The organism is Pseudomonas sp. BF-RE-22 (genome assembly GCF_019956155.1).
In the GTDB taxonomy this organism is placed as follows: domain Bacteria; phylum Pseudomonadota; class Gammaproteobacteria; order Pseudomonadales; family Pseudomonadaceae; genus Aquipseudomonas; species Aquipseudomonas migulae.
The window spans coordinates 1-20,441 of the sequence record NZ_JAHBDD010000020.1 but is presented as its reverse complement, the minus strand read 5'-3'; the positions used below and the strand labels follow the sequence as shown (position 1 = coordinate 20,441).

General features: G+C 60.1%; 10 protein-coding genes. 6 read left to right on the top strand and 4 right to left on the bottom strand.

Going from position 1 to position 20,441, the window contains the following annotated elements; genetic code table 11:
* Positions 1 to 28 precede the first annotated feature (28 nt).
* Entirely contained in the window at positions 29 to 6,991 is a 6,963-nt protein-coding gene (locus KGA82_RS12110; RefSeq protein WP_223450464.1) for an NEL-type E3 ubiquitin ligase domain-containing protein, read from the bottom strand.
* A gap of 193 nt (positions 6,992 to 7,184) precedes the next feature.
* On the opposite strand from KGA82_RS12110, the gene KGA82_RS12105 reads away from it, so the two are divergent.
* Positions 7,185 to 7,403, top strand: coding sequence for a DUF2970 domain-containing protein (locus KGA82_RS12105; RefSeq protein ID WP_008035799.1), 219 nt, complete (start codon positions 7,185 to 7,187; stop codon positions 7,401 to 7,403).
* On the opposite strand, the gene KGA82_RS12100 is transcribed toward KGA82_RS12105, so the two are convergent.
* Entirely contained in the window at positions 7,400 to 8,473 is a 1,074-nt protein-coding gene (locus KGA82_RS12100) for an ABC transporter substrate-binding protein (protein WP_223450462.1), read from the bottom strand. The genes KGA82_RS12105 and KGA82_RS12100 overlap by 4 nt on opposite strands.
* A 523-nt stretch (positions 8,474 to 8,996) precedes the next feature.
* On the opposite strand from KGA82_RS12100, the gene KGA82_RS12095 reads away from it, so the two are divergent.
* Together KGA82_RS12095 and KGA82_RS12090 are read left to right on the top strand one after the other, a co-directional pair.
* Positions 8,997 to 10,655 (top strand): nitrite/sulfite reductase, encoded by a 1,659-nt coding sequence (locus tag KGA82_RS12095; RefSeq protein WP_008035698.1) that lies wholly within the window; start codon positions 8,997 to 8,999, stop codon positions 10,653 to 10,655.
* On the top strand, positions 10,639 to 11,133 hold the full coding sequence (locus KGA82_RS12090) for a DUF934 domain-containing protein (RefSeq protein WP_008040083.1): 495 nt from the start codon (positions 10,639 to 10,641) through the stop codon (positions 11,131 to 11,133). Before KGA82_RS12095 ends, KGA82_RS12090 begins: the two co-directional genes overlap by 17 nt.
* A gap of 54 nt (positions 11,134 to 11,187) precedes the next feature.
* On the opposite strand, the gene KGA82_RS12085 is transcribed toward KGA82_RS12090, so the two are convergent.
* Together KGA82_RS12085 and sohB are read right to left on the bottom strand one after the other, a co-directional pair.
* Positions 11,188 to 15,033 (bottom strand): dermonecrotic toxin domain-containing protein, encoded by a 3,846-nt coding sequence (locus tag KGA82_RS12085; RefSeq protein WP_223450460.1) that lies wholly within the window; start codon positions 15,031 to 15,033, stop codon positions 11,188 to 11,190.
* A 192-nt stretch (positions 15,034 to 15,225) separates the two neighbouring features.
* A complete protein-coding gene (gene sohB / locus KGA82_RS12080; RefSeq protein WP_008035703.1) occupies positions 15,226 to 16,248 on the bottom strand; it encodes a protease SohB in 1,023 nt (340 codons plus the stop codon).
* 203 nt (positions 16,249 to 16,451) lie between these two features.
* On the opposite strand from sohB, the gene KGA82_RS12075 reads away from it, so the two are divergent.
* The 3 genes from KGA82_RS12075 to KGA82_RS12065 all read left to right on the top strand — a co-directional run bounded on the left by KGA82_RS12075 (position 16,452) and on the right by KGA82_RS12065 (position 19,696).
* Positions 16,452 to 17,162: a histidine phosphatase family protein gene (locus KGA82_RS12075; protein ID WP_223450455.1), complete on the top strand. Its 711-nt coding sequence runs from the start codon at positions 16,452 to 16,454 to the stop codon at positions 17,160 to 17,162.
* Positions 17,163 to 17,226: 64 nt separating this feature from the next.
* Positions 17,227 to 17,541 (top strand): SCP2 sterol-binding domain-containing protein, encoded by a 315-nt coding sequence (locus tag KGA82_RS12070; protein ID WP_007976511.1) that lies wholly within the window; start codon positions 17,227 to 17,229, stop codon positions 17,539 to 17,541.
* A 307-nt stretch (positions 17,542 to 17,848) separates the two neighbouring features.
* Complete coding sequence (locus KGA82_RS12065; protein WP_032832524.1) at positions 17,849 to 19,696, top strand: amidohydrolase; 1,848 nt, start codon at positions 17,849 to 17,851, stop codon at positions 19,694 to 19,696.
* Positions 19,697 to 20,441 lie beyond the last annotated feature (745 nt).

Below are 20,441 nucleotides of genomic sequence, written 5' to 3'. Positions count from 1 at the left end.
TCGACTCCAGAGTGTTGCCGATCGAGGATCAGGTCATCGCGGCCTGCTCGGCCAGCTCACGGGATGTGAGTTCGCTCAACAGGTTCTTGCGGTCGACAAGGTTGTCCGACTCCAGTTCTTTCAGCTCCTGACCGTACGCTTCATTGATTGACTCATATTTATCCTCCAGTGCCGCGTACTTATCCGCAAAGTCCTGTTGAATCCGCGTAAATTCAGCCGGGTACTTTTCTTCCAGATAGTCCCTCCAGTATTTGCGCGCAACCAGTTGGTCGTTGAACACCGTAGTCTGCTCTTGGGCAATGATCCGGGCGTAGGCTTGATCAAGATCCGCCGCCGCCACCTGTGCCAGGTTGGCGTAGAGCATGCCTTTGGGTTGATCGGGCAAATCCAGGCGACGGGCCAGGCCGATGCGATAGGCCAGGCGAATTTCCGCCGGATCGATAGTCGGATGAGTCGCGATTCTACCGCTGGCGACCTCTTCCACCTGCGACAGGCGAAACAGACGTCTGGACAGTTTGAGCAACTCGCGACCTTTATGTTCGGGTGCAATGGACTTCAGGGCGTCGTACTCGAATACCTCGACCTCCAGTTCGTTGAACAACAGGATCCGACCATCGCCACAGGTCGCCTGATGCCTCAGCGCTTTGGCCAGGCCCATCAGGCGCCCGCTCAGCGGCTCGTCAGCATAGGCCGACTCGATGACGCGCCAGACCCGCTGCGTCAGGCCGAGCCGGTCCACGCGAAAATCCTGGGTATGACGCAGCTGCGACAGAATGTAGGCGAAGTCGTGGGTGGTGTCCTGCTCCATCATGGCGCTCCACATGGCGTGTTTTTCCGAATCCGCCGCAATGCCGCTGAACCACCGCTCTTTCTGCGCGGCGTCAGACTCTCGATCAGGATGCACATCGCCCTCACCAGACTCCGACGATTCCCCGTCGCCAAATCCCGCCATCAGATGATCGATATCCATGATTGTGAAACCTAACCCTCGCCCGGTTTCCCGCAAATACTCCTGCAAGCGGATGAACTCATCAGGCTCCAGCATGTTATCGAGCAGGTTGGTGCCGGCCATCAGATTCGCGTGCTCCGGCTGGAATGCCTCTCGGGGAATGGTCGATATCTGGTTGTTCGCCAGGTCCAGGGCAGTCAGTGCGGGCGCCTGCAATACCCCCTCGGGCCAATCGCGCAGGCTATTGCCACGCAAATCCAGGCGTTGCAGTTGATCGAGACCGGTGAGGTCAAATTCACCCAGGTGGTTTTCGCCCAGGTCGAGCCATTGTAAGCGCGGCAAGGAACGCAACTGGCGCTGTAAGGGCTCACTGGCGCGAATATCGGTGTAGCTGGCGTTCAGACGGGTCAGTTCCTGACACTGGGTCACCGCCTCGGGCAAGCTGCCCAGCCCGTTCTGATTGAATGTCAGGCTGCGCAAGCGCGGAAAAGAACGCAGGAATCCTTCAGAATTTGCCGACAGTCCGACACCAGTGAGGTCCAGCTCCACCACATGATTGAAGATGAACGGCATTGCCGGCAGATCGCCGATGATCAGCCCGGTAAAGTCGAGAGTACCCTCTACCCCTGGAGTTTCCCCCAGCGTGAGCCGCCAGCTTTCCAGTATTTGATCAGCGGCCCGTCGACGGTCCACCGCGTTCACCCAGGCGCGACGCAGGCGTGAAGCCGGGGCATCGATCCATTCATTCAAACGACTGATCAGCTGGGTATGTTGCTGTTCCCACTGCACCAGTCGCGCTTCAAACTCTGTCGCACCCAGGCCGCCGGCCAGCCATGCATTGATGCGTTCGACGGCTTCGGCGACGCCCAGTTGCGGATCAAGACGCTGCAGCCGGGCGGCGGAAGTCTGGGGCAATTGACTGTCGACTGGCGCGAGGTTCTGCGGCAACAAAAGATTCGGATCCTCCGACACCTCGAGCGGGAAAAACTCGGGATCCCCACCTGTTCGACCTGCCGCCAGATGCGCCCGGGTGATGCCCATCGGCGTCAGGGACGGCGTGCGTTCAGCGTAGGCACGCACTGCCGCCAGGCCTTGCGGGCTCAGCCGGCAACCTTGCAGCAGGGTCGCACCCAGCAGTCGATCATGACCGCTCAACGCCTCTGCCGGGATGTCGGTGATGGCGCTGTGATTGAGGGCCAGACGGCGCAGCCGGGGTAACGAAAGCGCACCCGTGGGCCAGCGATTTACGCGTGTATGCCCCAGGTACAGGCCCTCCAGGTTCGCCAGCGAACTGACGTCCAGTGTGCCTACCCGGTTGTACGCCAGGTTCAGCGTCTGCAAAGCGCTCAGGCGATTGATCCGGGCCTGCGCCGTTGCCGTGATGGTCAACTCGTTGAACGAGAGGTCGAGCGCGGTCAGTTCGGTCAGCGCGTCGAAGGCCTGGGGCAATTCGGTCAATCGGTTGGCGCTGAGCTCAAGGGTACGCAGTTGCGGAAACGCGCGCAGGAAATCGTTCACCTGGGCAGCCGTCAGCCTGCTACCCGCCAGGTTCAGACGGTGGATATGGGTAAACACCGTATCGCCCAGTGCAGGAAGATCACCGATGGCGCCCAGCCCTGCCATGTCGAGCACGTCGCTGCCCGACCGGGCAGTTGCCCACGACGGTCCCGCCACGGGTTCGTCTGGCGCGTATTGGGCGCGCAAGCTGTTACGCGCACATTCACGAACCCTGCCGGCAATCACCTCGCGATGATGAACCTGAAGTTGTTCCCCTTCGACCCTGACCGGGGTGTTCTGCCAGGTATCGAGCGCCAGATTCAATGCATTGCGTTGTTGGTGCAGGGCATCGACCCGGTCAAGTAATGCCGTGCCCGTTATCCCGTCGGCATTGAATCGCGCCAACGCGTTGGAAGCGAAGGAATAATCCTCGGGCATCAGAGAGGCAAGTCGCCCACGACAATAGTGCGCGACCATCTGCGCTTCATCCGCCAGATGCACCGGGTTGTCGTGCACGTAGTTGTAAGCCTTGCGCAACGCCTGCGGTTCCAGGGCTCCCCAGTTCAACTTCAAGCCACGCCAGAGCGCTTCATGACCGGTATAAAGTTCGGCGGGCAGGTCCGGGATCGCCACGGTCTGCAAGTCCAGGACCTGGAGCCCCGGCAGATCCAGTACCCCAGTCGGCCAACGGTCGGGTTGGCCGAACAAGTGCAGGGATCGCAGTCTCGTCAGCTTGCTGAAGTCCACCGAATCCGCATCCCCCCACACTGAGAGAGTCTCCAGCTGTGTCATGCCCTCGAGTGCTCGCAGGAATTGGGGCGCATACGTCTGTCCCAGGCCTGCAAGGTTAAGCTCGGTAACCATCGACCACTGCGGCACTGTCCCGGCCAGGGCGGCCGTATCCTGCCCATGCACGAGAATGTCGAGTTTCTTGAGCTGCGAAAACCTGGCCAGCAACGCCGGGCTGGCGTCGTCGGTGAGCTGGCCGCTGTTGAGTCGCAAGGTTTTCACATGGCTGAAGTCGGCATCCCACTCGGGTAATGCATCCGCCCCGCGCAAGTCCAGTTCAAAGGCAGGCTCCTGACCTCGATAGAGGCCGTTGCGCCAGCACCGCATCACTTTTTCCGCTTGCAACCTGCGCGCGGCTTGCCCGGCACCGGTGCCGATCCAGCTGTTCAACTGACTGGATAACCCTTCGAATTCCCGCTGACGATTGTTCAGCAGGTTGAACACCTGCTGATGGCTATCCCCGGCGCTCAGTCGGCTGCGGATGAACCGAGTGGCTTGCTCATCGGAAATGTTCGGGTAAAGCACGCGTACCCGGGTAATCAATCCGGCATCAGGCGCGTCAGGGAAACCGGCCCCGCGCCCGCTGGCCAGATAGCCGAGTTGGCCAGAAGGCAGGCGCAGGGAGGGTCCCGGGCCATCGACGGGATGTTGATTGAGTACGCGCGCCATTTCCTCACGGTGGGCGCTGGCATAGGTCGCCAGTTTCTGGCGCAGCGCCTGGGCATGATGACCTTGCAGGCCATCCCGGGCTGCTTGCGGCGATATTTCCAGCAACGACTCGTACAGATTGCGCCCGTGGGCGGGGATGCTGTTGAGCGCCACGCCCTGTGCATCGAACGCCCGGTAGGTATCCAGGCTTTTCACCAGATAGTAGCCGGGCCTCGCGGTTGCGTTGCCGACGCTGTCCAGCAGCGGACCCAGAATGGACCCGGCGCGCACTTCCACGCGCATCTGCGCAGTCCAGCCGGGCAAGTGTTGCAGGCTGTGCAGGGCCAAACGGTCACTGGCCACCGAGGCCATGCTGTCCAGGCGCAACCCGCACAGCGCGCGGTTAAGGGCGGCTTGCTGAAGATGCAGGCGTATCGCCCTGGCCTGGCGCAGGGACATTTTCCCGCTGCTGCGCAACCGGGACAAATCGCTGGCACGAGAGCCATTGAGCACGTCCTGGGCGGCCTCGGCCGACAGCGTCGGGAAGCTGCGCTGCAGGCGCTGGATGTCGGGATCCGTCGTCGCTCGCGCGGTGTGCAGACGTTCGAACAATGACTGTCTACGCGTCAGTACCAGATCGGCAAGACGATCCCGGAACATCTGTAGCGGATCCGCGCCGGGGCCGGTGCTGTGCGCGCCCAACAACTGAATTTTTTGCTGTTCGTCGAGCGCCGCCAGGACAATATCCGGCAGCTTGCCGGCGCGGACTTCGGCTCGGGTGATCTTGATTGTCGGCCTGGCGCTGTGCTGCCCCGACACCGTAGCGTAGCGCCGGGAAGCGCCCCAGTGCTCAGCGCCCTCGAAAACTTCCAGAACTTCATCAACGGGCCAGTCAGGCAATTCCAGGGCCAACGACGGGGCAAACTCGGCTGCGTCATTCAGGCGGGTGCCGCGACGCAGGCCCAGGATGAACTCATCCACCTGCCGATCAGCACTGAACGCCGCGATGGTCTCCGCCAGGCGCGGCGGCGGAGCCTGATGATCGATGTGCATCTGGCGCAAGGCATCGTCACTGACCCCGCTAACCTCGGCGATCTGCTGCAACTGCGCATCGGAGAAGGCGTCCATCTGCGAGCCGATGCGCCGCAACAGCGTCAGGCGGTCCCACTCCAGCGGCCGCTCATCGAGGTGGCGCCAGGCGCCGAGCTGGTTGTGCTGCAAGATCGGCTCAAAGGCTTCAGGGTCCGTGGGGTGCTTGATACGCCATTGTTTGAGTGACGGGTCGTAGGTCTGCTCGTAGGCATTGCCCTCAAGCTTGATGCAGGTCTTGCCCCCCACCTCATATTGCCCCAGTGCGTTTGGCGTCACGCCTTCGAGCGCAACGCTGCTTTTGTACGCCACCAGGTCCGGGTTCCACAGGCGCGGCTCGCCGAACGGCGTGGTGACTTTGCGCATGCCATCGATGAAGCGCGAAGCCGTTATCGGTGGCGCCTTGCTGGCCACTGCGCCCAGCACTGCCATGAAGGCCACGTTCTGCATGACCGACGTGAGATGCCCCCAGGCCTCTTCGGCATCGCCCTCCTTCCAGGCTTCCACGCCCTGATACACCTCACGGCCCAGTTGCACCGCGGTCACCAGCAGCATCACTTCGCCGAGCCCTGGAACGAAGAACGCGCCAACGTTGAGTATGTTCAAGCCCCATCCAGCCAGGTGTTCGAGGCGCTCGATCCAGGCCTGGTGATCAACGGCGGCAGTAGGAATAGCCAAGAGTCTGGCGTTGGATTTAATCCTGGCCAGGTGGGCCTCGTAGCGCGCACCGAATACTTCGGCGTCGATGAAGGTTTCACTCAGGGCCACATTGACGTCATCGTTCCAGACCTCCTCATACATGCCATTGCGGTAGGCCTCCGGATTATAAGGCGGGCCCGGCCAGACCGGATTCGGATTCCATCGGTGGGTTTTAAGCTGGGCGTTGAGCCTGCGGAAAAACCTCGGCGACTCGTCCTGGGGCAGCAATCCGGCGATAAAGCGCTGAAAGCTTCGCGAACGCAGTCGGACGGCAAAGTCTTTGGCAAATGCGGCCAGCGACGTGAATTCCTTGATCGGCTGCCTCTTGTCACCCGGGATGTAGACGATGATTCGCGCATGGGTGTCGATTGCCATACTCCAGACGGGTACCGGCAGTATTGCCTCGGCGATATCCTCCAGGGTCGAGGTGGGCTTTCGGGACACCGGGCCGATAATCAACACATCGTTCAACTGCGAGCCCAGTGCCGTCAATTGGCTGAACGCCACCGCCTGGCCATCGATTTTGGGTTGCGGGCTACCGTCGAGTACCGCCAGCAAGGTCGCATACGCCGACTCGCTGACGTGCGACTTCATTCGCGCGATGTGTACTTGCAGGCGCATCAGGTCTTTGTTGGCCGTGATCGTCTGCTCGCGCACGGTAGCGCTGGTGCCCGGCGCATCGAACACGGTGCTCAGGTGAGCCTGGTACTGTTGGCCCAGGTCCAGTTGCCGACACAGTCTGGCGAACTCCGCAGGCTTGATCGACAGCTTGTCGCGGATCTTGTAGCGCGTACTCCAGAAAGGGTAACGCTCTCGCGGATCGTAAAGCTCATTCTGCATTGCCCCGGCGGGGGCCAGCGCACTGGTCTCCTGCAGGGCGACTTCATCAAAGGGCTCATCGTCCTCGAAATTGCGCAACGCGGCCTGCAGCAGTGTCTGCTCTTCGGCCCGGTTGGGCGCTCGCAGGTGATACAGAATGGTTTTGGTCACATCGGGAGACTGGCCAAAGGTCTTGTTCATCGCCTCTGCCAGCAACGGCTTGGCAAATTCAGTGATGCCCTTGAAGTCTTTGAGGGTCTTGGCCAGTGCCTGGGTAGAGTTGTTGCTGCGCACCTGACTGTCGTACAGCGCCAGGCGCAGCGCGGGCGACGCCTCGGCATACAGTCGTGGATAGTTCCTGGCAAATTCCTCGGCCGGATCCCTGGCCCGGGTGAGGTTGTCGATATGTGAGGGTGCGAGGTGTCGAGTCCAGTCGGGCAGGCGTTTCTTGATAAACGGAACATGAAACCCATGGTCCATGGGTGGGGAAAGCTCGGGCATGACGTGCATCCTGATCACTGTGGTTGAAGCATCAGGAAATCACGGCCATCCAGCGCCATGGCGGTACATATTTATAGAAGACAGTCGGGATGTTGGTACTGCAGTCAGAGGCAGGCTTCGCAGCAGCCCGCCTCATTCAGCCTCACGGTTGTTTGACTATGCTTACAGTTCATATCAGCATGACGAGGGGTTTATGGACGATCCAGTCGACAACAAACCGCCAACCTTCTGGCAAATGCTGCACAGCGTGATGGCCGCGGCCTTTGGCGTGCAAAGCGGGAAGAACCGCGCGCGGGATTTCACCCACGGCAAGCCGAGTCATTTCGTGATTCTGGGGATTCTGTTCACGGCGGTGTTTGCGTTGACGCTCTACGGCATCGTGCAACTGGTGATCATGCTGGCCGGGGTTTAGCGCATCAGGGTTTGCAGGCTGAACGGATAGCGATAGGACACAGGCCGGCCCTTGGCCGACATTCGGCGGAAGTTCACGCCGTAGTCCGGCGATTCACCCATGGCCAGCATTCGCCTGGCGGTTGCCCTGTCGACCAGTTGCAGCAGCGGGATCTGGCGGTCACGGCCGCCGTACTGGCTGATGTCCACGCCCCGATCAAGGTCATGCACCTGCACAAGCGCCCAACCGCCCAAAGTGAAATGTCCGCCCAACAATACGCTCAACTTTCCGTCGACCTTTGCCTGCAACGCGGCCGTCGAGGTATTGACCGCGCTGAACAATGCGTCCTTTCCGGGCACACCGCCCGTCTCCGAATAGGCCTGCATGGCGCCAAACGCCATTTCGTCATTGGCTGACCACACCAGCGAGACTTTCGGGTAGCGCCGAAACAGCAACTTTGCCTGTTCATACGCTCGTTCGCGGGTCCAACCGCTGTAAACCAGTTGCCGCAAACGCACTTGCGGGTGCTCGGCCAGCGCTCGCATCATGCCTTGCTCACGCAGTTGCGCCGACGGCGTGATCTTCAGGCCGGAGAACGCCAGCAACTCGATCACCTGACCAGGCGCCACGGGCGGGTGCTGGCGAATCAGCTCCTTGGCCATCAGGTAACCGCCCTCCTCGTCGTTGGGCACCAGGCTGCCCAGTCGATCAGGGCGTTCACCCAGCAGGCTCATTTGATTGGCCGTCAGCGACGCGTTGACCATAAACAGTTTCACGCCGCTGCCTTGCGCCAGGCGCAACACTTGCGGGGCAATGTACTGTTCGTTGGCGAAAATCAGATAGTCCGGACGATCGGGACCTTGCAGCGCACGGCGCGCTTGCGCCAGCGTGAGTTCCGGCATGCGCCGGGAATAGAGAATCCGCAGGTCGATACCCAGGTCCGTGGCGGCCGCTTGCATGAATTGCGAATAGCTGACCCAGAAGGCTTCGTCAGTTTCCCCGGGATTCAGGAACAACACCGATTCCGCTCGCGCAGCAGGGCCGTAAACCGTGCCGAGCAGCAACAGGAAGGTGTAGAAAAACTTCAACATTGATCGTCCGAGCCCCCGGAAATTCGCCGCGCATTATAGCCAGCGAACACCCGTAAAACGGCGTTTATTGCAGTTTTTGTCCGACAATTGTCGGGACCGGGCCCGGACGGGGTCGGTTATTGATGGCTGACCCAGAATACCGCTGTCCCCACGACCAGAATGATCAGAAACAGAATGGCCCAGGCATCGACCGTACTGTCAGGCTTTGAAGCTTTGGTAGGGTTGCTCATTGCATCGCCTCTTGTCGGTTTTATCGGTGATTGCATAAAGACTCGACCACAGTTAAGACGATGATTGCCCACACCACAAATACGGGTTTAGTAATAACGATTCTCGTTAGTCGATTTGGTTCTTTACATATACTCAAACATCACTTTTGCGCATAACTCCAAACTGGTATCTTGCCCCGGCTCCGTTGGGAGTGCGCGGCCGTGCGCGCAGAATTGCCGAGGCAGTATCGGAGACTTTCCAGGCGAAAAACGCAACTGGATCCGACCGGCCCAAGCCTGAGAACAGGACTTATATGTACGTATACGACGAGTACGATCAGCGGATCATCGAGGACCGCGTCAAGCAGTTCCGTGATCAGACCCGACGCTATCTGGCAGGCGAGCTGAGCGAAGAAGAATTCCGCCCTCTGCGTCTGCAAAACGGGCTTTACATCCAACGCTTCGCGCCGATGTTGCGAGTGGCGGTGCCTTACGGCCAGCTGACTTCGCGCCAGACGCGAATGATGGCGAAGATTGCCCGCGACTATGACAAGGGCTACGCCCACATCAGCACCCGCCAGAACGTGCAGTTCAACTGGCCGGCGCTGGAAGACATCCCGGACATCCTTGCCGAACTGGCGACCGTGCAGATGCACGCGATCCAGACCAGCGGCAACTGCCTGCGCAACGTCACCACCGACCAGTTCGCCGGTGTCGCTGCCGACGAGCTGATCGATCCGCGCCCATGGTGCGAGATCGTCCGCCAGTGGACCACGTTCCACCCGGAATTCGCTTACCTGCCGCGCAAGTTCAAGATCGCCATCAACGGTTCGACTTCCGACCGTGCGGCCATCGAAGTCCACGACATCGGCCTTGAGCCGGTGCACAACGCCGCTGGCGAACTGGGTTTCCGTGTGCTGGTCGGTGGCGGCCTCGGTCGTACTCCGGTGGTCGGGGCGTTCATCAATGAATTCCTGCCGTGGCAAGACCTGTTGAGCTACCTCGACGCCATCCTGCGCGTGTACAACCGCTATGGCCGTCGTGACAACAAGTACAAGGCGCGGATCAAGATTCTGGTCAAGGCCCTGACGCCTGAAGTCTTCGCGCAGAAAGTCGACGCGGAAATGGAACACCTCCGCGGTGGCCAGACCACGCTGACCGAAGCCGAAGTGCATCGCGTCGCCAAACACTTCGTCGACCCGGACTACAAGGCGCTGGACAACCAGACCGCCGAGCTGGCCGAGCTCGACAAGCAACACCCGGGCTTCGCCCGCTGGCGTACCCGCAACACCCTGGCGCACAAAAAGCCGGGCTATGTTGCCGTGACCCTGTCCCTGAAGCCGACCGGCGTTGCGCCGGGCGACATCACCGACAAGCAGCTCGACGCCGTGGCCGACCTGGCCGATCGCTACAGCTTCGGTCAACTGCGTACGTCCCACGAGCAGAACATCATTCTGGCCGACGTCGAACAGTCCCAACTGTTCGCCATGTGGGGCGAATTGCGCGAGCAAGGTTTCGCCACGCCGAACATCGGTTTGCTGACCGACATCATCTGCTGCCCTGGCGGCGATTTCTGCTCGTTGGCCAACGCCAAGTCGATCCCGATCGCCGAATCGATCCAGCGCCGTTTCGACGACCTGGATTACCTGTTCGACATCGGTGAACTGGACCTGAACATCTCCGGTTGCATGAACGCCTGTGGTCACCACCACGTCGGCCACATCGGCATTCTCGGGGTGGACAAGAAAGGCGAAGAGTTCTACCAGGTATCCCTCGGCGGCAGCGCCAGCCGTGATGCGAGCCTGGGCAAGATCCTCGGCCCGTCCTTTGCCCAGGACGCCATGCCAGACGTGATCGAGAAGCTGATCGACGTGTACATCGAACAACGTACCGAAGACGAGCGTTTCATCGACACCTATCAACGTATTGGCATCGACCTCTTCAAGGAACGCGTCTATGCAGCGAATAATTAAGAACAACGAAGTCGTCGACGAAACCTGGCACTTGCTGCCTAAGGATTTCAGTATCGACGAGATCACCAACTGCGACGATTACATCGTCCCTTTGCAGCTGTGGCGCGAGCACAGCCGTATGCTCAAGGCCCGCGATGGCGGCCTGGGCGTGTGGCTGGATGCCGATGAAGAAGCCGAAGAAATTGGTGAGGACGTGGCGAGTTTCCAGGTCATCGCCTTGAACTTCCCGGCCTTCACCGATGGCCGCAACTACTCCAACGCCCGCCTCCTGCGTGACCGTTACGGTTTCAAAGGCGAACTGCGGGCGATCGGCGATGTACTGCGCGACCAGTTGTTCTACATGCATCGCTGCGGTTTCGACGCCTTTGCAGTGCGCGCCGATAAAGACCCGTACGAAGCCCTGGAAGGTCTCAAGGACTTCTCGGTGACCTATCAGGCCGCCACCGACGAACCGCTGCCGCTGTTCCGTCGCCGCTGACCACATAAAGCCCTGACCCCATGGGATCAGGGCTTTATCAGCTCCACCAATCTGCTATCGCTCGATCGGAATCGGTTGCCCCAAGGCCACCCAGTCCCGGTATAGCTGCGCACGGTTTTCCAGCACCGCGAAAACCGCAAGAGGGTTGTCGAAAGCGCCCTCCGGCATAGGTGTATTCCTGCTCAATCGCCCCCACAACTGGTCCGAAGCGTCTGCTTCCGTCAACAGTCGCCATACTCGTGCCTGAAGGTCTGGATAGTTGACCTGGAAATCCGGGGTGAGCGTCAATGTATTCATGGTCCCTAAAAACCGCCCACCACCTGGCTTGAGCGCCAGTCGCTGCCAGATTTGCAGCCTGGCATCGCGCAGCCCTTCTTCAGTCCCGTTCAACCAGGCCGCCGGATTCCCATAGTCAGGCCCCGCCGCACTCAACCACAAGTTGATCCCCGTTTGTTCTCGATGCGTAATCAGACGCCGCAACGTGTCTTCGTCGGTCAACGGGTTGTTCCACAGCAGCACTCGATCCCTTGCGATGGCCTGGTTCAGCACCGCCTGGGGGACCCGCGTGATCTGGTTATCGCGCAAATCAAGGGAGGTCAGGTACGGCTCATGCATGATCCCGACCGGGCATCGACTTATTCCGGTATTCCTCAGGTTTAGCTGTCGCAGGTTATTCAAGCCGAGCACCATCGGCGGTACGCCCAACGGGTTGTCACTCAGGTCGAGGCTTTGCAGACTGGTCAGATCGGTCAGTTGTGAAGCGGCGCGCTCACTGAATACCAGTTGGGTGGCACGCAGATTGAGTGAGGACAGGTGTCTCAACCCGCAGAGGGAAGGCGGCAAGGCACACCCCTCGTGGCCGTCCTCGGAGAAATGACGCAAGTCGACGTTTTCCAGATTCAACGTCTCAAGATTCGGGAAGCTCTCGAGAAAGCCGTTCAAACTGCCCTCCTCGGTCAGATGAAAGCCCTGCATCGACAATTCGAGCACATCGTCCAACCGGACACTCAGGGTGGGCAATCGGTGATAGTTCTCGAAGGCAAGTTCGAGCCTGACGCCGCGCAGTTGCTCGCCTGAGTACAGGCGATTTAGCGGTGGCCCGCGTTTTTGCCAGATAGCGACAAGCTCTACGGCAAGCTCAGTCCTGATCGCTCGCTCCTCAAGCAGGGCCGTTTGCAGGACATGCGCATTGTGCACGGCGATTTGCGCATGGCTCATACCCGCAGCGGCTTCGTCGCCCATGACCAGCAAGGGGATTTCGATGTGTTCAATGTCTTGCGCGGCTTGATCGACCCAGTCAATCAACTCAGTGTTGAGTTGGTGCAACTGCAGATTCAGCCCGTCGATGTGCGCCTGCACGGATACACCCGCTCGCTGTATGACCTGATCCGCGTCAGCGTCGGTGAAGTTCGGGTAAATGTCCCTGATCTGTAACCGGGTGGCCTGCAGTTTCATGGCGTCACCCTGAGGCGTCGTCGGGTACCCCCCACCGCGCAGCCCCTGCCGCTCGAAGGTCAGCCCTGAGTCGAGCCTTTGCAAGCCAAGCAGGGTTTCGGTTCGGGACAATGCATGATCGCTGAGGCTGAGCCGCAACTCGCTGGCTGGTTCCAGCGACGTGAGTTGCAACACTGAGCGCTCTTCCTCCGACAGCACGCCGAGGATCGCGTCGTAGAAATCCGTTTGCCGGCCTTGCCGCAGGTAACGGTTTCCCACCTTGATGACGTATCGGGAGTTCGGGGTATCAAGTGGCCCGCAACGATCAAGAACCCGGCCAGTGGACGAACCGTCGAGAACCTCGATCCGTAGGTCCTGGGGCCAACCGGGCAGGTTTTTCAGGGAGTGCAATGCCAGCCTGTCCGTCTCGGCGTTCACCACCGAGCGCAGATAAAAGCCTTCATAGGCACGATTGAGCCGCACATGCTGTTGGTATTGCCGTGCCTTGCTGTCCAGACGTGCGAAAACCTGCCTGGCCTCGGCCATCTCGGGCGCTCTTTGGATATCCACGCCATAGCGGTCGAGCATTTGTTCGATTGCGCTGGTTGGCAGGTCCGGGTACTGCTCCTGGAACAACCGGACCCATTCAAGCTCTGAACGTTGCAGTTCAGCGTAACGTTGGCCGAATAGCACTGGGTCCCCGGCCGGCCCGAGCTCCTGATCGATCCTGAAGCGATTGATGGTGTCAGCCAACAAGGGCGTCGGCGAGCGGCCAGTCTGGATCAACCGCAGCATGTCGTCGTCAATCGCGCTGACCTTGCCGATTTGCGCCAGCACTTCATCGCTGAACGACGCCACAGAGGGGCCAATTGCGCGAATGAGTTCGACGCGGGTCGCCGGCACCACGTTCGAAGGGCCTGGCGCTGGAGCAACGGCCACTTCCGGCACGGGCCTTGCGCCTTCCTCTGCTGAATCGACGATGACTGCGTCACCTTTTTGCGCCACCTCCGCGACGATCGGCAAGGCATTGAGCAAGCCAAAAACGGTGCGCGTCACGCCCTCTGACCGTTCGCTGGATGTCTTAGCGTTGACCACCTGATCAATGCCGTAGCCCGCATCGATAAGACCGGCCAGCGCCAGTATTCCCTCGCCTCCCGGAACGAACAACGCCAAGGGCCCGAACCGGTTCACCCACTGCACAAGCGGCTCAACGACCGCGCTTAGATTGTCACGATTGACCTGGGCATCGTCACGGATGCTTTTGATGCTGGCCCGGGCGGCCTGCTTCATCGTCAGCACGCACTGGGAAAACGGGTCGGTGTCAGATGCCGGATCGTCGTAGCCAATGTACTCGTCCGGGTCCCAGTAGCCGTCGTTGTTGAAAAAACCGGCATTGTTCGTCAGCCAGTGTTTTGCCGGATACAACGCCATGCCATCCAGCGCCGTCAGAACACCGGCATGAAACGTACCGTCTTCGCGGTCATCTTCAACAAAGTGGGCGGCCAATGCCTGCCTGGTCTCACTCACCCGGCCTTGAGTGGCAATCCATTGGTGCAGTTGAACGGCATCGGCGAATTCGTGCAGCGGAGAAGAGTTGCCGGGAATGTACAACAGCACTCTGGCGCTTGCTGTGTCACGAAAGGCCCAGATATCGGTTGCGGTATAACGGTAGAGCTTTAGCCGGCCGATCCTGACCGAGGAAGGCGCGTGAGTCGGTGCTTGCAGTTGCCCGATGGTCAGTGTTTCCCATGGCTGATCGGGCGGTAAACCCGCCGCTCGCATCGCCAGTTCCAGGCCTTTTGGCGACAGGCGTTGTTCGTGAAACTGCAACCAGGCGGCCATGACGAACGCCGCTTTGACCGACGTCCTCAGCGCGTAAGGTTCGGCTGCAACAAGCACATCATCGGCTGGCCAGGCTTGACCGAGATACGCTTCGTACAAGTCCTTCAGTTCCAGTTCCCAGACCCATTTCTTGTAATCGGCAGGTCTCAGGTTGATCTGCGTTGAAGGCCCGTAAACTTGCGGTGTGGTTTGGCGATAGATGCCTTCATACGTCTGGTGATTGCCGCTGCCGTGATCGGCGAACTCATCGACGTTTTTCACAATGCGTACGGCAGGCCCGATATCCGGCGGCGTGTACAGGCCGAACGCGGTTTCAGCGAAACGCCCGTCACCCACGGACTGATAGTTGGATAACAACGTTTGCAGCAGCGAGCGGGAACTCGCCACGTGCCCTTGCTCAATACCATCAATGGCAGGATGGCCCTTGTAGTTGTAATCAAGCGTAACCAGCAAGGCTGTCTGCGGCTCAATCCCCTGCCCCCATTTCTCCTTGATCAGGTGTTCGCCAAACTGGCCGGGGGTCTGGGGCAGCGCGATATCCAGCGCGGCTTTCAGTTCGTCTCGCATTCGTGCAGAGGGCGCAGGATGCGGGCCGGCAGCGTTGTTATGAGGGAGCTCTTTCATGGTGCATTCCATTGCAATCATTTCAGGAACACCACCCTACCGAACCCGGGCTGCCGAAAAAGCCGGACCGATTGACAGTGACGATAGGAAATTTCGCTGCATGCGCACGGAAAGCGCGGCCTTGCGAGAGGCAAAAAAAAACCGTGGAGGCTATCCACGGTTTCATTTTTCAGGCGACGGTGTTTTGAAAAATCACCAGAAGCGTTGCTGGGTCAACCGACTCCACCAGCTCAGCAATACGCGGTCGACCGAACCGCTGGCCGCCATGCCGATGCGCTCTTGCAGGCTTTTGCGTTCGGCGTAGTGCAGGTGATAAAGCTCCGATTTCTTCGCGCGCTCGGCGAGGTATTCATCGCTGGTCTTGAGCTCGTCCACCAGTTGCTTGTCCAGCGCCGCGATGCCGAGCCAGATTTCGCCAGTCGCCACTTCGTCGATGGCCAGTTGCGGGCGATAGCGGGAAACGAAGTTCTTGAACAGCTGGTGAGTGATGTCCAGGTCTTCCTGGAACTTCTCACGGCCCTTCTCGGTATTTTCGCCAAACACGGTGAGGGTGCGTTTGTACTCGCCGGCGGTCAGGACTTCGAAGTCGATGTCGTGCTTTTTCAGCAGGCGATTGACGTTGGGCAACTGCGCCACTACGCCGATCGAGCCGAGAATCGCGAACGGCGCGCTGATGATCTTCTCGCCGATGCACGCCATCATGTAACCGCCACTGGCCGCGACCTTGTCGATACACACGGTCAAAGGCACGCCCGCATCGCGGATGCGCGCCAGTTGCGAGGATGCCAGGCCGTAGCTGTGAACCATGCCGCCGCCGCTTTCCAGACGCAGCACCACTTCATCCTTGGGCGTAGCCAGGGTCAGCAGCGCGGTGATCTCGTGACGCAGGCTTTCAGTGGCCGATGCCTTGATGTCACCGTCGAAATCCAGCACGAACACCCGCGGTTTTGCTTCGGGTTTCTTCTTTTGCTTTTTCTCGGATTTAGCCTCGACCTTGCGCAAGGCCTTGAGCTGGTCCTTGTCGAGCAAGGTCTGCTCCAGGCGTTCGCGCAGCCCTTTGTAGAAATCATTGAGTTTGCTGACTTGCAACTGGCCGGCCGACTTGCGTCGACCTTTGCTGCGCAATGCCGCGAAACTGGCCAGGACCACCAGAATGGCGATCACCAGTGTCACGGTTTTAGCCAGGAAACTGGCGTACTCGGACAGAAAATCCACAGTCACTCCTTCAATACAATGCGCTGCATAAACGCGCGCGGGATACCATCAGCATACCCATGCGCCGGCTCGGCGGCCAGCCGTGAAACCTCTGGCAACAGGCCTGTAACGGGCATTTCAAACAAGCGTATGTTTTTTCATTGACAGCTCACCGCCATCCTCATAACCTCGCCGAACCTTCAACGTACCGGGAAGACGCGGACGTGGGCACTATCTATTTGATTCGACATGGCCAGGCCTCCTTTGGTGCAGACGACTATGACGTACTGTCGCCGACCGGTATTCGCCAGGCAGAAGTCCTCGGCCGGCACCTCGCCGAACTGGGTATCAGCTTCGACCGCTGCCTCTCGGGCGACCTGCGCCGTCAGCAGCATACGGCCAACAGCGCGCTGGAACAGTTCACGGCCGTGGGCCTGCCGGTGCCGACCGTGGAAATCGATTCCGCGTTCAACGAATTCGACGCCGACGCGGTCATTCGCGCGCTGTTGCCGGCCATGCTCGACGATGAGCCCGAAGCGCTGGACATCCTGCGCAACGCCGCGCAAAACCGCGCCGAGTTCCAGCGTATTTTCGCCCTGATCATCGAGCGCTGGCTGGCTGGTACGTATGACACGCCGGGCCTGGAAAGCTGGCTGGGCTTTGTCGAGCGGGTGCAGGCCGGCCTGCATCGCATCCTCGAAAGCGCCGACAACACCCAGAAAATCGCCGTGTTCACCTCCGGCGGTACCATCACTGCCCTGCTCCACCTCATTACGCAAATGCCCGCCAGGCAGGCCTTTGAACTGAACTGGCAAATCGTCAACACCTCGCTCAACCAGCTGAAATTCCGTGGTCGCGAGGTGGCACTGGCTTCTTTCAACAGTCATGCGCACCTGCAACTGTTGAAAGCACCGGAACTCATCACGTTTCGCTGAGTCCGGACTATTGTGACCCTGGCTGTAATCACCCAGCTCTAATTACCCAAGAAAGGATCGAACCATGACCTCCGTAGCTGATGCCGTACAAGCAATGAAAGCCAAGTTCAACCCAGCCGCTGCTGCCGGCCTGGACCTGGTTTTCGGTTTCCGCATCGACGACACCAAGAACTTCTCGCTGATCGTCAAGAACAGCACCTGCGAACTGCAAGAAGGCGAAAACCCGGACGCCCAGGTCACTCTGGTGATGGACGGCGAAACCCTGGAAGGCATCGTTGACGGTTCGACCGACGGCATGCAGGCGTTCATGGGCGGCAAACTGCGCGCTGAAGGCGACATGATGCTGGCGATGAAACTGTCCGAGCTGTTCCCAAGCTAAGACGGCGGCTCCCGCGCTCGGGAGCCTCTCTGGCAGCATACGAATCCCGCCCCTTGTGGCGGGATTCGTCGTTTTTCACCTTTGGAAAACGGCTGTCGGTGAATTTGCGGTCTATATTCCTTCTGGCCGCATGCGTCAGACATCGGCTGTTCTGTCCCCTTTTTCTTCTATGAAAGAACCGAGCGGAGAACACTGCATGAGCCCACCTGACGAGCACGACGGTTTCAACCGTCGACGTGTACTGCAAGGCCTTACGGCAGGTGCCGTCGGCGCCTGGATCAGCCCGCTAATCGCAGGGAGTAAAACCATGCCAGATGCCCCGGCCGACCTCATTCTGTACAACGGACGCCTGCACACCGTCGATCGCAAGAAACCCCAGGCCAGTGCCGTCGCGATCAAGGACGGACGCTTCGTGGTGGTCGGCAGCGACGCTCAGGCCATGGCCCTGCAAGGTCCCGGCACGCAAATTATTGATCTGCACGGTCGCACGGTGATTCCCGGCCTCAATGACTCGCACCTGCACTTGATCCGTGGCGGCTTGAATTACAACCTTGAGTTGCGCTGGGAAGGCGTACCGTCCTTGGTCGATGCCTTGCGGATGCTCAAGGATCAGGCCGACCGCACACCCACGCCGCAATGGGTACGGGTGGTCGGCGGCTGGAACGAATTCCAGTTCGCCGAAAAGCGCCTGCCAACGATTGATGAACTGAACAAAGCCGCGCCGGATACGCCGGTGTTCGTGCTGCACCTCTACGACCGCGCCCTGCTCAACCGCGCCGCGTTGAAAGTGGTCGGCTACACCCGCGACACGCCGAACCCGCCGGGCGGTGAAATCCAGCGAGATGCCAACGGCGACCCGACCGGCATGCTGATCGCGCGCCCTAACGCGATGATTCTGTATTCGACCCTGGCCAAGGGCCCGAAACTGCCGCTGGAGTACCAGGTCAACTCGACCCGGCAGTTCATGCGCGAACTCAATCGCCTCGGCGTCACCAGCGCCATCGACGCCGGCGGTGGTTACCAGAATTACCCGGACGACTATCAGGTGATCCAGCAACTGGCCAAAGACCAACAGCTGACGGTCCGGATCGCCTATAACCTGTTTACGCAGAAACCCAAGGAAGAGCTGACCGACTTCAAAAACTGGACCGGCACGTCGCATTACGGCCAGGGCGACGATTTCCTGCGGCACAACGGTGCCGGGGAAATGCTGGTGTTTTCGGCGGCGGATTTCGAAGACTTCCTGGAACCACGCCCGGACCTGCCGCAAACCATGGAGCAGGAGCTGGAGCCAGTGGTCCGGCATCTGGTGGAACAGCGTTGGCCGTTCCGCCTGCACGCCACGTACAACGAATCCATCAGCCGCATGCTCGACGTGTTCGAGAAGGTCAATCGCGACATCCCGTTCGACGGTTTGCCATGGTTTTTCGACCACGCCGAAACCATCACCCCGCAGAACATCGAGCGCGTCAAAGCCTTGGGCGGCGGCATTGCGATTCAGGACCGCATGGCCTTTCAAGGCGAGTACTTCGTCGACCGCTACGGCGCCAAGGCTGCCGAACACACACCACCCATCGCGCGCATGCTCGCCGAAGGTGTACCGGTCGGTGCCGGCACCGACGCCACGCGGGTGTCGAGCTACAACCCCTGGACTTCGATGTATTGGCTGGTCAGCGGCCGCACTGTCGGTGGTCTGGCGCTGTACCCGCAAGGCTTGAGCCGCGACACGGCGCTGGAGTTGTTCACCCACGGCAGCGCCTGGTTCTCTTCCGAGCAGGGCAAGAAAGGCCAGATCAAGGTCGGGCAACTGGCGGACCTGATTGCGCTGTCGGCGGACTATTTCCACATCGAGGATGAAGCGGTCAAATGGATCGAGTCGGTGCTGACGATTGTCGACGGCAAGATTGTCTATGGCACCGCCGAGTTCGAGAAACTCGGGCCGCCGCCTGTACCGGTGGTGCCGGAATGGTCACCGGTGGTGAACGTGCCGGGCCATTGGAAACCGTTGGCGCCGATGACGGCGCAGGTTCATCAGTGTGTCGGGGCTTGCGCCGTGCATGCCCATAGCCATGAGCGGGCGCGTTTGTCTTCGGCGCCGGTGAGTGATTTTCAGGGATTTTGGGGGGCGTTTGGTTGTTCGTGTTTTGCGTTTTGAATTGAACGGTGGAGAGCCTGGCCTGAGATTGACGTTGCTCCCACGGGGGTCACCTTGGACCCTGTAAGAGCTGGCTTGCCAGCGATGGCTGCATGTCAGGCGACGAGTTTATTGATGGTGTACATATCCGTTTCTGCGGTTGCTGCTGCTATTGGTTCCGCCCTTACGGCGGGTCACTTGGAAGAGCGCCAAGTAACCAAGCGCCCGCGCCCCTGACGTACGGTGGCTCGCTAAGGCTCGCCATGCCCTCGCTCCGGTCCTGCTCCGTGGGCCCGCCGCCATCGGCCATCCATGGCCGGGGGCGGCTAACCCGGCATCCATGCCGGGTTGCCCACTGCGCAGAACCTGCGCTCGGCCTTCCGACGGGGCAGATCAAGATCAAAAACCAAAGCAAAAGCGAGGCGGCCTGCCAGCCGACCTGGTTCTTTGCTCGTACGCATCCCCCTGTAGGAGCCGGCTTGCTGGCGATGGACGTCAACGATAACGCGGGCTGTCTGAATGAACGCGTCGTCCGGTCGTTTTTCGCGGGCAAGCCTCGCTCCTACAGGGAATCGTGTGTGCTTTTGACTTTCACCACTCATCAGGCCGAGCGTTAGCTCGCCTTCAGCTTTTGATCTGAGCGCCCCCTCGAGAGGCCGAGTGGAGGTTCTGCGTAGTGGGCAACCCGGCATGGATGCCGGGTTAGCCGCCCCCGGCCATGGATGGCCGATGGCGGCGGGCCCACGGAGCAGGACCGGAACGAGGG

What these genes read in the sequence shown, in the direction of transcription:
- KGA82_RS12090 (WP_008040083.1), top strand. Translation starts at nt 10,639, where the DNA reads ATGCAGCGAATAATTAAGAACAACGAAGTCGTCGACGAAACCTGGCAC.
- KGA82_RS12065 (WP_032832524.1), top strand. Translation starts at nt 17,849, where the DNA reads ATGCCAGATGCCCCGGCCGACCTCATTCTGTACAACGGACGCCTGCAC.
- KGA82_RS12070 (WP_007976511.1), top strand. Translation starts at nt 17,227, where the DNA reads ATGACCTCCGTAGCTGATGCCGTACAAGCAATGAAAGCCAAGTTCAAC.
- KGA82_RS12105 (WP_008035799.1), top strand. Translation starts at nt 7,185, where the DNA reads ATGGACGATCCAGTCGACAACAAACCGCCAACCTTCTGGCAAATGCTG.
- KGA82_RS12095 (WP_008035698.1), top strand. Translation starts at nt 8,997, where the DNA reads ATGTACGTATACGACGAGTACGATCAGCGGATCATCGAGGACCGCGTC.
- KGA82_RS12085 (WP_223450460.1), bottom strand. Translation starts at nt 15,033, where the DNA reads ATGAAAGAGCTCCCTCATAACAACGCTGCCGGCCCGCATCCTGCGCCC.
- KGA82_RS12100 (WP_223450462.1), bottom strand. Translation starts at nt 8,473, where the DNA reads ATGTTGAAGTTTTTCTACACCTTCCTGTTGCTGCTCGGCACGGTTTAC.
- KGA82_RS12110 (WP_223450464.1), bottom strand. Translation starts at nt 6,991, where the DNA reads ATGCCCGAGCTTTCCCCACCCATGGACCATGGGTTTCATGTTCCGTTT.